Source organism: Halopelagius inordinatus (genome assembly GCF_900113245.1).
Classification (GTDB): Archaea; Halobacteriota; Halobacteria; order Halobacteriales; family Haloferacaceae; genus Halopelagius; species Halopelagius inordinatus.
This window is the reverse complement of record NZ_FOOQ01000001.1, coordinates 878836-891034: the sequence shown is the minus strand read 5'-3', so window position 1 is coordinate 891034 and position 12199 is coordinate 878836. Positions and strand designations below refer to the sequence as shown.

The window sequence follows — 12199 nt, the reverse complement described above, 5'->3', positions numbered from 1 at the left end:
GCTGACGAGTTCTGCGGCGCGGAAAAAACAGCGGAAAGTCAGGGCATCGACAACTGCTCTTCGGCTTCGAGCAGTTCGTGGTAGCGGTTGCGGATGGTGACTTCGGAGATGTTCGCGACGTCGCTGACTCGGCTCTGCGTCACCTTCTCGTTCGTCAGTAGCGACGCGGCGTAGACGGCGGCGGCGGCCAGACCGACCGGCGACTTCCCGGAGTGGACGCCCTCGTTTTTCGCGTTCTTCAGCAGTTGCCGCGCGCGGCGTTCGGACTCGTCGGAGAGTCCGAGTTCCGAGGCGAACCGCGGGACGTACTGTTCGGGGTCCGCGGGCTTTATCTGCAGTTTGAGTTCGCGGACGACGTAGCGGTACGTCCGCGCTATCTCGTCTTTGTCGACGCGCGAGACGTTGGTAATCTCGTCGAGCGAGCGGGGGGTGCCCGCCTGCCGCGCCGCGGCGTACAGCGCCGCCGTCGCGACGCCCTCGATGGAGCGTCCGGGCAACAAGTCGTCTTCGAGTGCGCGGCGGTAGATGACAGACGCCGTCTCGCGGACGTTGTCCGGGAGACCCAACGCCGAGGCCATGCGGTCTATCTCGCCGAGCGCTTGCTTGAGGTTGCGCTCTTTCGAGTCGCGAGTGCGGAACCGCTCGTTCCACGTGCGGAGACGCTGCATCTTCTCGCGTTGCCGCGACGACAGCGACTTGCCGTAGGCGTCTTTGTTCTGCCAGCCGATGTTCGTCGAGAGGCCCTTGTCGTGCATCATGTTCGTCGTGGGCGCGCCGACGCGGGACTTGCTGTCTTTCTCTTGGGAGTCGAACGCGCGCCACTCGGGGCCGTGGTCTATCTCGTCTTCTTCGACGACGAGTCCGCACTCGCCACAGACCGTCTCTCCGTGTTCGGAGTCTGTGACGAGATTCTCGGAACCGCACTCCGGGCAGTGCAGTTGCTCGTCGTCGCTCTCTGTTTCGGTCTCCGTCTCGTTGTCACGCTCGCGCGCGCGTGCGCGATCCGACGTGAAAGTTCGGACGCTATCACTCATAGTTGGGGCAGAGAAGCGGACTGGAGCGTTCTCCACGTGCAATTACCGGCGGATTTTACTTATATGTGGCGGCGGAATCCGAATCCGATTCGGCCGAAAATTACATCCCCGCGGTTCGACGCGTCGAACGAGCTCGATTGGACGGAACACAAGTAGTGTTTCACTCGGGTGAACGACGGGTGTATTTACAAGTTCCGTCGTCTCGCACTCCACGAATCTCCGTTGCAGGCGAGGGACGCGCCGTCGTCACCCTCTTCGAAGGCGTCCGACTTGGATGCCGCGGCCGACGCGTCGCCGTCGCGTCTCTCGCACACCGAAACCCTTACTCCCGACCCCCGGTTGCTCAGATACATGAGCGACACGCCCGTCGACGCCGAGGAAGTGCGGCACGTCGCCGAACTGGCGCGGGTGAACCTCGACGACGACGAAGTCGAGGAGTTCTCCGCGCAGTTCGCCGACATCCTCGAGTACTTCGACGCTCTCGACGACGTTCCGGAAGTCGAAGCCGAATCGGACCTCGTGAACGTCATGCGCCCCGACGAGGTGCGAGACAGCCTCGACCGAGAGGAGGCGCTCAAAAACGCCCCGGAGACGGAGGACGGCTTCTTCAAAGGCCCGCGGGTGTCGTAGATGAGCGCGAACATATTCATCACCGAAGCGACTATCGAGGGCGACGACGACGGCCCCCTCTCGGGACTCACCGTCGCCGTCAAGGACAACATAAGCACCGAGGGCGTCCGGACGACGTGCGGGTCCGCGATGCTCGAAGAGTACGTCCCGCCGTACGACGCGACTGTCGTCGAACGGGTAAAGCGGTCGGGCGCGACCATCGTCGGGAAGGCCAACATGGACGAGTTCGGGATGGGCGGGACGACCGAAACGTCCGCGTTCGGCCCCACGAAGAACCCGGTGGACGAAGAGCGCGTCCCCGGCGGGTCCTCCGGGGGGTCCGCCGCCGCAGTCGCCGCCGGAGAGGCGGACGTGGCACTCGGGTCAGACACGGGCGGGTCCGTCCGAAACCCCGCCGCGTTCTGCGGCGTCGTCGGTCTCAAGCCGACCTACGGTCTCGTCTCGCGGTACGGCCTCGTCGCGTACGCGAACTCGCTCGAACAGATAGGCCCCATCGCGTCGAACGTCGAGGACGCCGCGAGACTGCTCGACGTCGTCTCGGGACCCGACCCCCGGGACGGGACGACGCGGTACGATGGCGACGGCGGCCACCCCGCCGAGAACGCGGAGTACGCCGCCGCCGCGGACGGCGACGTAGACGGCACGACTATCGGCGTCGTCACGGACCTCCTGGAGGGCGCGGACGACGGCGTCGTCGAGACGTTCGAGGCGCGACTCTCGGACCTCGAATCCCGAGGCGCGGAACTCGTGGACGTGAGCCTCGAATCGCTCGAACACGCCGTACAGGCGTACTACGTCATCGCGATGTCGGAGGCGTCCTCGAACCTCGCGCGCTTCGACGGCGTCCGCTACGGCGTCTCCGGCGGGTACGAGGGCAACTGGAACGACTCGTTCGCTCGCGCCCGCGAGGAGGGCTTCGGCGAGGAGGTCAAGCGCCGCGTCCTCTTGGGGACGTACGCGCTCTCTGCGGGCTACCACGACAAATACTACAAGAAGGCCCAAGACGCCCGCGCGTGGATAAAGCGGGACTTCGACGCCGCCTTCGAGGAAGCCGACGTATTGGCGACGCCGACGATGCCGGTGCTTCCCCCGCGCCTCGGCGAGAGCCTCTCGGACCCGCTTCAACTCTACCTGATGGACGCAAACACCGTCCCGGTGAACCTCGCGAACCTGCCCGCCGTCTCCGTCCCCGCGGGCGAGTCCGAGGGCCTGCCGGTCGGCCTGCAGTTCGTCGGCCCGAAGTTCGGCGAGGAGTCCATCCTCCGGGCGGCGTCGGCGGTCGAGGACGCGCGGTAACCGGCTTCGGTCGGCGCTTTTCTCGCCTCTTCCGCCGCGGAGCGATACGTTTTCAACGCGCCGCCCCGAGCGAATCGTACAAGCCGCTATGTATCTCATCATCGTCGGAGCGGGCAACATCGGCTCTCCGCTCATCGAAATCGCGACGCGGGGCGGTAACGAAGTCGTCGTCGTCGAGAAGGACGAGGAGAAGGCGGAGGCGGCGGCCGCCGACCACGACTGTCTCGTCCTCAACGACGACGCGACGGAGAAGGAGACGCTGGTCGAGGCGGGAGCAGACCGGGCCGACGCTCTCATCAGCACGACCGACCAGGACGCGACGAACATCATGGTCTGTCTTCTCTCGAAGGAGTTGGAGATTCCCGACGTGGTGTCGGTCGTCCACAACGCCGAACATATGGATATCTACAGGCGTATCGGCGTCAACACGATGGAGAACCCCCAACGCCTCATCGCGGAGTATCTCTACCGCGCGGTCATGCGGCCCTCCATCGTCGATTACATGCGCATCGGCGAAGAGGCGGAGGTGTTCGAAATCGAAGTGGGCGAGGACGCCCCCATCGCCGGAAAGACGCTCCAAGACGCCGCCTCGAGCGGCCTTCTCGGCGGCGACATGCTCGTCGTCGCCATCGAACGAGACGGAACGGGCGACCCCATCACCCCCCGCGGCGAAACCGTAATCGAAGGCGGTGACCTCGTCACCGTCTACTCCGCGTCCGGGGCGACGCCCGAGGTGACCGACGTGTTCGGCCACTTCGGAGACCACTGATGTCGCACGGACGCCGCCGCACCGTCGCCGGATGGCCGGCCGACCTCGCCACTATCGCCCGCGACGTGGGGTCGCTACTGGCGATGCAGGCGACGATGATGACCGCGACCGTCATCGTGGCACTCGTCTTTCGCGAGTGGTATTCTGCGCTCTCGTTTCTCATCGCCGGGGGCGTAACCGCCCTCGTCGGGTTCGGGGCGCGCCGGGCGTTCTCGGAGGCGCCGAATCCGCGGATGAAACACGGCATGATAATCGCCGCCAGCGGGTGGTTGATGACGGCGGTGTTCGGGTCGCTCCCGTTCCTCCTCACGGCGCACCTCACGCCGGTGGAGATATCGGCGGCGTACGTCCCCACGGGCGTGGACTACAGCCAGTCGAGTCTCGTCTACTTCACGAACCCGCTTCACGCCCTGTTCGAGAGCATGAGCGGATGGACCGGAAGCGGACTGACGATGGCCGTCCACGAACCGTCGCTGCCGCGGACGATTCAGTGGTGGCGCTCGTTCATCCAGTGGGTCGGCGGCGTGGGCGTCATCGTCCTCACGGTCTCCATCCTCGCTCGCCCCGGAAGCGGAAGCTACACTCTCTACCGCTCCGAGACGCGTGAAGAGCGTATCCACCCGAGCATCATCTCCACCGTCCGCGAGGTGTGGAAGATATTCCTGTTGTACACGGTTCTTTCCATCACGGTGCTTTTCGTCGCTATCCGACTCTCGGAGTACGGCGCGGCGCTTCCGCTCTGGCAGGCCGGATGGCAGGCTATCAACCACGCGATGACGGGGCTCTCGACCGGCGGGTTCTCCGTCACCGACAACTCCATCGCGACGTACGACTCGCCGCTCATCGAGACGGTCCTTCTACCCATCATGACGCTCGGAGCCATCGCGTTCCCCGTCCACTACGCCATCCTCCGGAACCGTGACTACGGAAAACTGCTCTCGGACCTACAGACGAAGTGGCTGTTCGTCGGCTTCCTCGTCGGCGTCGTCCTTCTCTCGGCGCAAAACGTCGCCTCCGTGTCCGCGTACGCCGACGCGTTCACCGGGACAAAAAACTGGTTCGGCGTCGCGCCCCTCGTCGGCTACCCGACCGCGGACGCGCTTCGGGACTCCGTCTTCCAGTTCATTAGCGCGCTCACCTGCACGGGCTTTCAGTCCGCTCCCATCGGTCGGTGGGCCGCGGGCGGGAAACTCATCGTCTCGGGCGCGATGGTCATCGGCGGCGCGGCGGGGTCAACCGTCGGCGGTATCAAGATCATCCGCGCGTACACCATCGCCCGCGGCATCAAGTGGCAGTTCGCCCGAGTGTTCCTCCCCGCGAGCGCCGTCGTCAGCATTCGGATGAACGGCCGTAGACTCAACCGGACCGAGATGGACCGCGAGTTCAGCGAGGCGGCTATCGTCACACTACTTTGGCTGATCCTCCTCGTCGCGTCCAGTCTCGTCCTCGCCAACGTCGCCGCTCCTAGCTTCACCTACGCGGACGCCCTCTTCGAGGTGGCGTCGGCGCAGGGCAACGTCGGCCTCTCGTCGGGCATCACCGGTCCGGGGATGCATCCGGTCGGCGAGGCGATGTTCCTCCTCAATATGTGGATCGGCCGGTTGGAGATCATCCCGGTGCTCGTGTTCCTGCGCTCTGCGCTCTACGGCCTCGAACCGTAACCGGCCGCCGAATCCCCGTTTTCGGAGACTGCGCAGTCTTCGACTACCGCCGCCAGTACTCCGGCGTCAAGAGGACGAGGACGGGCAGGATTTCGAGGCGTCCGATCCACATCAGCCCGACCATGAACAGTTTGGCGGCGTTCGAGAAGTCGAGGTAACTTCCCATCGGGCCGACGACGCCGAAGCCCGGACCGACGTTTCCGAGCGTCGCCGCGATGGCGCTCATCGCTTCGAGGACGGTGAGCGGTTGGCCGTACCGGTTCGAATCCAAGAACAGCAGTCCGACGGAGACGAAGAAGATGACGAAGTAAAGCAGCGTGAACGCGTAGATGCCGCGGATGGCGCGTTCGTCGAGTGCCTTCCCCGCCAGACGGACGGGACGCACCGCCTTGGGATGCGACGTGGTGAACAGTTCCCGGCGAACGGATTTGACGATGACGTACCAGCGGACGATTTTCACCGCGCCGCCGGTCGACCCCGCGGACCCGCCGACGAACATCGCAAAGAGCAACAGATACTGCGCGGACGGCCCCCACGCGTTGAAGTCGATACTCGCGTACCCCGTGGTGGTCACGATGGAGACGACCTGAAACGTCGCGTGCCGGACGGCCGGTTCGATCTGTCCGACGAGGACCTGCCGAGCGCTCTCGAGATACGCCGCGTCGAACGTCTCACCGGCGGGTGCCGCCGAGAGAAGCCCCGACCCGGTGACGAGAAGCACCGACACGATGGCCGTCAGAGCGGCCATGATACCGACGTACGTTCGGAACTCCGAGTCCTCAACGATGCGCCGGGGGTTGCCGGTGAGCGCGTGCCAAAACAGCGCGAAGTTCGTCCCGGCGACGATCATGAAGGGGATGATGATCCACTGGGCCGTCGCGGAGAACGCCTCGATACTGCGGGCCTCCGGGGAGAACCCGCCCGTCGGCAGCGTCGTCAACCCGTGCGCGACGGCGTTGTAGAAGGTCATCTGCGGGTCGATTCCGAGGACGAAAAGCGAGTAGAGGAGGACGATTTCGAGGACGGTAAAGCCGAGGTACGCGCCCCAGAGCGCGCGCGCCGTCTCGGCGATTCGCGGCGAGAGTTTCTCGATACCCGGGCCCGGCGCTTCCGCGTCCATCAACTGCGCGCCGCCGACGGAGAGTTCCGGCAGGATGGCGACGGCGAGGACGACGATGCCCATGCCGCCGAGCCACTGCGTCAACTGCCGCCACATCATCACGCCGCGGGTGTGCGCGTCGAACGAAATCTCGCCGAGAAGCGTGGCTCCGGTCGTCGTGAACCCGCTCATGGTCTCGAACAGCGCGTTCACCGGATTCGCGAGCGTCGAGGCGGGTTTTATCGGCGCGAAAAGCGGCGGCAGGCCGTGCGCCTCGACGAGGTACGGCACGGACCCGACGATGGTCACGGCGAGCCACGTCACCGCGACCATGAGAAAGCCCTCGCGCGCCCGGAGGTCCGGGTCGGGTTCGAGTCGCTCCAACGCCGTCCCCACCGCGACGGTGACCGCCATGGTCACGACGAACGGGAGCACCGTCTCCCCGTAGTAGAGAGCGACGACGAGAGGGAGACAGAGTGGGACGGAGAGGTACTTGAGAACGGTCCCAACCAGACTGAGACTCGCTTTGTAGTCTACGCGTAGTTTCATTAGATAGTCACCGGATTCGGCCTTCGGAAATCTCACACCGCCGCCCGCTTTAGTGTACGGAATTCCGGTCGACGGCGGACGCGCTCAGAGTTTCGGCGCGATCAGATCTACCACCTCGGTGGCGGCAAAGAGCACGACGTGGTCGCCCGGTTCGACGACGGTGGCTCCGCGCGGCGTGATGAACTCGTCGTTGCGAGTTATCGCGCCGATGACGACGCTCTCGGGGAGTTCGGCGACCGACTCCTCGATTGGTCGGTTCGCGAGGGTGCTCTCGTCGTCGACTTCGATTTCGAGCACTTCCGCCTTGTTCGACTCGATGAGAGCGACGTTCTCCGCGCCGCCTTCGAGCGTGAAGCGAATTATCTCCTCGGCGACGACTTCCCGCGGGTTGATTCCGACGTCGACGCCGACGGCCTCGAAGAGATCGACGTACTCCGTGGTGTTGATGACGGCGACGGTCCGTTCGACGCCGAGTCGCTTGGCCAGTAGCGACACGAGGAGGTTCTTCTCGTCTGAGTCCACCGCCGCGACGAGGAGGTCGGCGTCGCCGACGTGTTCTCGTTCGAGAAAGTCCATATCTCTCGCGTCGCTCTGCATCACGACGGTCCGAGGCAGGTCTTCGGCGAGTTTCCGCGCCCGCGCATCGTCGCGTTCTATGAGTCGCGGCTTGAAGCCGCGTTCTTCGAGGAGGCGAGCGACGTGGTAGCCGATCTCGGACCCGCCGATGATGACCACCTCCTCTGCGGTCCCGGGCGTCTCGTCGGGCGCGATCGACTCGCCGAACTCCCGAACGCTCGGGGGCGTCCCGATGACGACGACGCGGTCGCCCGACTGGATTCGCGTCTCTCCGCGCGGAATCTCGACGTTCCCGTCCCGGAGGATGGCCGCGAAGGTGAGTTCGTCGAATCGATCGGCTTCGCGGACGGTGATGTCCGCGACGGGGCTGTCTTCGCCGACCTCGAACTCGGCCATCTGGACGCTCCCGCCCGCGAAGGGGTCGACGTCGCGCGCGGCGGGGAGGCCGATGACGCGGACGATAGACTCGGCGGCCAACAGATTCGTACAGACCATGAAGTCGATGCCGAACGCCTTCTCGGACCGCTGCCACGTCCGCAAGTACTCGGTGTTTTTCACCCGAGCGATGGTGAACGCGTCGCTTATCGCCTTCGCGGTCGAGCAGAGAACGATGTTCGTCTCGTCGTCGTCCGTCGAGGCGATGACCATGTCGGCGTCGGCGACGCCCGCCTCTTCGAGCGTCGAGACGGACGTGCCGTCACCGGTCACGGCCAGAACGTCGAGCGAGTAGTTCAACTCCTCCGTTCGCTCCGGGTCGCTGTCGACGACGACGACCTCGTGTGCCCCGTGGAGGTCGGCGGCGATGCTCGACCCGACTTGGCCGGCACCGACGATGACTACGCGCACGAGTCACACCTCAGTGTTCGCATGGTCATGGTTCTGCGCGGGCGACTGATGGGCGTTTCTGTTCGCTTCGCCGCCCGGCTATCAGACGTCTCGCCGTTCGACGGTCAACTCTACCGGTCGCTTTCGACCTTCGAGGTCCTCGACCACGCGTTCGAGAATCTCCTCGGCTTCGGACTCGATCTTCGGCGAGACCTTGTCGATGACCCACCCGAGAGAGACGAACCGCGGCAGGTCGACGTTACCCTCCGCGCTCTGGGGGTCGTAGCTCACCTCGAAGTAGACGCGACAGGCCGTCTCCGCGTACTCTGGCGCGCGCGGCGGCAGTTCGTCGAGCGGTTCGACCCGCCATCGGCCGCGCGCGCGGAAGTTCTGGACGATGCGCCACTCGACCCGTTCGGGAGGGACCAGTTCCGTCACCTCCGAGACGACCGTGTAGTCGAGTTTCCACCACGAGAACCGAAGGGCGTACCGCGTCCCCGCCGACCCGTCACCCCGCCGCGTTTCGACGCCAGCGAGATGCTCCGAGTAGTTCGCGTACCGCGGGAAGTCCGCGACGAACTCGTACGCCTTCTCGGGGGGAACGTAAACGACGGTGCTCAGCACGATTTCGTCCACGAACCGTCCGTTCGACCCACGAGCCCAAAGCTTTGTGGGGATTGACCGTTCCGTCTCGTTATCTGTTCTCGGACACGAAGGTATTTGACTCGGACGGACCGAGAAGGCAGTATATGGTCGGCGGAACGCTGCGAGATATCCGCGAACACGTCGAGACGCTGTCCTCGGAGGGCGGACGGTTCGCGGTCGTCTGCGGTCGGACGGGGCGAGAGCCGGTACCGGCGGCGGGCGTTCGGTTCGACGACAGAGAGACGGCCGCGGAGGCGGCGGAGGCGTCCTCGGAGTACCGGTCGGTCCTCCGGCGCTACGACCCGCAGGTGCAGTATCTCGACCCGTTGGTCCACGAAGTGACGGACGGCCCCGTCGGTCCGCTCGAATCGGAGTCCGGCGACGTTCGCGCGCGGTACTTCTCTTTCTGTCACGACGTGGCGGGCGCGGTGTTCGAGGCGCTCTCTCGGACGGGCCACAGAGAGGTCGAATCGGCGACGATGGAGACGTACCTGACGCTCGCGGAGGTCGTATCGAACCGCGACGACTTCTGTCTCACAATGCTGTGGAGCATGACGAGCGAACTCGACGTGCGCCTCGAACCGCGAGAACAGGCGAGGGTCGTCTGCGCCGCCGCCGACAATCTCTCGCCGACCCGCGAGAGGGCGGTCGGTGACGCGGACCCGTCTCCGGACGAGGCCGTCGAATCGACGATGGCCCGCCTGTCGTCGGCGTCGTTCGTCGGCGACTACCGCGTCGAGTCCTGTCGCGGGGACGAGGCGTGGGACGTCTCGTTCGGCGACTACGCACTCGCCGAACGGACCGGCCGACTCCCGACGCTGCCGCTTGCGGTCGAGTTGGTCCGCCGCGTCCGCGACCGGACCGTGCGGTTCACCGACGCGACTGTGCTCTCGGACTGTCGGTGGCGCCTCCGCGTCGAGACGGACAGAGAGCGTCCCGAGGGTCTCACGAGCCTCACCGCGTCCGACGACGGCTACCTCAACGACGTAGACTACCACCTCTGAGGGCCGACGCGTCGCCCCCGACCGACGAACTGATACCGTCCGTGGAGGTAGACGTGCCATGGACGAACACGGAAGTACCGGAGCGGAGACGGACGTCCTCGTCGTCGGCGGCGGCGTCGCGGGTCTGACGGCCGCGACGTTCACCGCACGCGCGGGACTCGACACGCTCGTCGTCACGGCCGGTGAGAGCATCGTCGGGCGGAACGCGCACTTAGAGAACGTCCCGGGGTTCCCCGCGGGCGTGAACTCCCGGCTCTTCGCGGAGATGCTGACCGACCAAGCCGAACGGAACGGCGCGGACGTTCGGCGGGGGCGGGTGACCGACGTCGAGGAAGGCGGGAGCGACGACGGCGCGCGCTTTCTCGTGACTGCCGACGCCGAGGGCGAGTCGCGGCGATTCGGCGCGCGGTTCGTCGTCGCCGCCTCGTGGTCTGACGCCGACTACCTCTCGGGACTCGGCGTGGATATTCGCGACGCCGGGAGCAAACGCTACGTCGAGACGGCGGAGGGTGGCCGGACGAACGTCGAGGGCGTCTACGCCGCCGGCCGCCTCGCGGAGACGCACCACCAGACTGTCGTCGCCGCGGGTGACGGCGCGAACGTCGGTCTGGCTCTCGTCCACGACTCCGAGGTGGCGTACTACCACGACTGGGTGACGCCGGAGGGTTACTTCACCGACCGGGGGCGGGAGGTGCCGCCCGGGTGCGAAGAGATAGACGCCGACGAACGCGCCCGCCGCGAGGCGGAGTCCCGTGAGGTGATGCAGGAGTACTTCGCCGAACCCCACCCCGAACCGCAGCGAACCCACCCGAGTCTCGTAGACGACGAACTCGGGCGATTAGACGAGAGCGCGGACGACTGAGCGACGGACGATTCACGCGAACGCGACGAGAGTTCCGAGCGCTGTAGCGGCGTAGACCCGTTTTCCCGCCGGGACGACGGCGGTGACGTCGCCCTCGACGGTTCTGTGCCACCGCGTCTCGCCCGTCGCGGCGTCGAGGGCGCGGACGGGGTTCTCGGACGCCCGCGAGTATCCCGCCACGAGGCAGGCGTCTCCCGCGACGGCGACGGATCCGAGGAAGTCGTCCGTGATGTCCACGTCCGCGCGCGACCACTGTTCGTCGCCCGTCGCGACGTCGAGGGCGACGACGCGTCCCTCTCCGGAGACGGCGTCGAACCGAACCGCGACGGCGAGCGACTTCTCCTCGGAGGCGGCGAGTCCGACGACGGACCCGTCGGCCGACGACGTCCACCCGCCCTCGCCGTCGGTATCGAAGGCGGACAGACTGTGAGACCGATTCGCTCGGGTCGTGAGTCCCCCGTCGCCGACCAACACTCGACCGTCGGCGACGACCGGCCACGTTCCCGGTCCGGGCGACCCGCGTTCCCACGCCACCTTCGGCCCACCGCCGAACAGAGCGCCGAGCGGAGACGGCCGAGAGAGGGCGTACGTCGGTCCGGGAGAGCAGACGTAGGCGCGCCCGTCGGCCACGGCGGGGTAGAACCCACCCAACCCGCCGTCGCCGAACGTCCACCGGTGCGTCCCGTCGCCGGCGTCGAAGGCGGCGACGCCGCCGTGGGTGCCGCACAGCACTCCGTCGTCTGTCGGCAAAAGCCCGTACACCCGGGTGACGGCGCCGTCGGGGAGTCCCGGGTGGCGCGTCTCCCAACGCGGGTTCCCCGCCGCGTCGAACGCCCGAACCGCGGTTCCGTCCGCGGTGTACAGCGAGTCGTCTCCGAGTGCCGCGACGCGAGTGACGCCGTCCGCGGGCGTCTGTCCCGCGCCGCCGGTCGTCTCCCGCGTCTCTCCCGTCGTCGGGTCGAGCATCGCCGTCGTCGTCGGTCCGACCGCGTAGACGGCGTCGCGGCCGACGAGGACGGACTCGACGTGCGACCGGGCACCGAACGACCGCGACCAGGCGACGGAGGGGTCGGCAGGCGGCGTCGCGTCGGCGGCCGATGCCGCGTTGCGGGCGTCGCGACGGGCGGTTCGCCACTCGCCGCGCGGCGTCTCGGGGGCGGCGTACGTCCGACCCAGACAGCCCGAAAGCGCGCCGAGACAGACCGCACCGCCCGCACCGAGGACATCGCGTCTGGAGGGCATCGCCTCT

11 protein-coding genes are annotated in these 12199 nt (G+C 66.6%); 6 read left to right on the top strand and 5 right to left on the bottom strand.

Features of this window, described 5'->3' with window-relative positions; all coding sequences use genetic code 11:
- Positions 1-38: 38 nt before the first annotated feature.
- On the bottom strand, positions 39-1034 hold the full coding sequence (locus BM167_RS04715; protein ID WP_092889466.1) for a transcription initiation factor IIB: 996 nt from the start codon (positions 1032-1034) through the stop codon (positions 39-41).
- A 351-nt stretch (positions 1035-1385) separates the two neighbouring features.
- On the opposite strand from BM167_RS04715, the gene gatC reads away from it, so the two are divergent.
- The 4 genes from gatC (at position 1386) to BM167_RS04695 (ending at position 5390) form a co-directional block, all read left to right on the top strand.
- A complete protein-coding gene (gene gatC, locus BM167_RS04710) occupies positions 1386-1664 on the top strand; it encodes an Asp-tRNA(Asn)/Glu-tRNA(Gln) amidotransferase subunit GatC (RefSeq protein ID WP_092891097.1) in 279 nt (92 codons plus the stop codon).
- Entirely contained in the window at positions 1665-2960 is a 1296-nt protein-coding gene (gatA, locus tag BM167_RS04705; RefSeq protein ID WP_092889462.1) for an Asp-tRNA(Asn)/Glu-tRNA(Gln) amidotransferase subunit GatA, read from the top strand.
- Positions 2961-3048: 88 nt separating this feature from the next.
- The gene (locus BM167_RS04700) at positions 3049-3729 is read left to right on the top strand and encodes a potassium channel family protein (RefSeq protein ID WP_092889459.1); all 681 of its coding nucleotides are present in this window, start codon (positions 3049-3051) and stop codon (positions 3727-3729) included.
- Complete coding sequence (locus tag BM167_RS04695) at positions 3729-5390, top strand: TrkH family potassium uptake protein (RefSeq protein ID WP_092889456.1); 1662 nt, start codon at positions 3729-3731, stop codon at positions 5388-5390. Before BM167_RS04700 ends, BM167_RS04695 begins: the two co-directional genes overlap by 1 nt.
- Positions 5391-5433: 43 nt before the next feature.
- Here BM167_RS04695 and BM167_RS04690 read toward each other — a convergent pair whose 3' ends face one another.
- The 3 genes from BM167_RS04690 to BM167_RS04680 form a co-directional block, all read right to left on the bottom strand.
- On the bottom strand, positions 5434-7038 hold the full coding sequence (locus BM167_RS04690; protein WP_092889453.1) for a TrkH family potassium uptake protein: 1605 nt from the start codon (positions 7036-7038) through the stop codon (positions 5434-5436).
- A gap of 84 nt (positions 7039-7122) precedes the next feature.
- On the bottom strand, positions 7123-8460 hold the full coding sequence (trkA, locus tag BM167_RS04685) for a Trk system potassium transporter TrkA (RefSeq protein WP_092889451.1): 1338 nt from the start codon (positions 8458-8460) through the stop codon (positions 7123-7125).
- A gap of 81 nt (positions 8461-8541) precedes the next feature.
- On the bottom strand, positions 8542-9075 hold the full coding sequence (locus BM167_RS04680) for a type II toxin-antitoxin system RatA family toxin (RefSeq protein WP_092889448.1): 534 nt from the start codon (positions 9073-9075) through the stop codon (positions 8542-8544).
- Positions 9076-9188: 113 nt separating this feature from the next.
- Here BM167_RS04680 and BM167_RS04675 point away from each other — a divergent pair, with 113 nt between their 5' ends.
- Complete coding sequence (locus BM167_RS04675; RefSeq protein WP_092889445.1) at positions 9189-10088, top strand: DUF7551 domain-containing protein; 900 nt, start codon at positions 9189-9191, stop codon at positions 10086-10088.
- Between the two features lie 58 nt (positions 10089-10146).
- The gene (locus BM167_RS04670; protein ID WP_092889442.1) at positions 10147-10950 is read left to right on the top strand and encodes an FAD-binding protein; all 804 of its coding nucleotides are present in this window, start codon (positions 10147-10149) and stop codon (positions 10948-10950) included.
- Positions 10951-10962: 12 nt separating this feature from the next.
- On the opposite strand, the gene BM167_RS04665 is transcribed toward BM167_RS04670, so the two are convergent.
- The gene (locus BM167_RS04665; protein ID WP_092889439.1) at positions 10963-12192 is read right to left on the bottom strand and encodes an outer membrane protein assembly factor BamB family protein; all 1230 of its coding nucleotides are present in this window, start codon (positions 12190-12192) and stop codon (positions 10963-10965) included.
- Positions 12193-12199 lie beyond the last annotated feature (7 nt).

Bases quoted from the DNA above. Each gene is read 5' to 3' on its own strand.
- BM167_RS04715 (WP_092889466.1), bottom strand. From the start codon at position 1,034: ATGAGTGATAGCGTCCGAACTTTCACGTCGGATCGCGCACGCGCGCGC.
- gatC (WP_092891097.1), top strand. From the start codon at position 1,386: ATGAGCGACACGCCCGTCGACGCCGAGGAAGTGCGGCACGTCGCCGAA.
- BM167_RS04670 (WP_092889442.1), top strand. From the start codon at position 10,147: ATGGACGAACACGGAAGTACCGGAGCGGAGACGGACGTCCTCGTCGTC.
- BM167_RS04690 (WP_092889453.1), bottom strand. From the start codon at position 7,038: ATGAAACTACGCGTAGACTACAAAGCGAGTCTCAGTCTGGTTGGGACC.
- BM167_RS04700 (WP_092889459.1), top strand. From the start codon at position 3,049: ATGTATCTCATCATCGTCGGAGCGGGCAACATCGGCTCTCCGCTCATC.
- BM167_RS04695 (WP_092889456.1), top strand. From the start codon at position 3,729: ATGTCGCACGGACGCCGCCGCACCGTCGCCGGATGGCCGGCCGACCTC.
- BM167_RS04665 (WP_092889439.1), bottom strand. From the start codon at position 12,192: ATGCCCTCCAGACGCGATGTCCTCGGTGCGGGCGGTGCGGTCTGTCTC.
- BM167_RS04675 (WP_092889445.1), top strand. From the start codon at position 9,189: ATGGTCGGCGGAACGCTGCGAGATATCCGCGAACACGTCGAGACGCTG.
- gatA (WP_092889462.1), top strand. From the start codon at position 1,665: ATGAGCGCGAACATATTCATCACCGAAGCGACTATCGAGGGCGACGAC.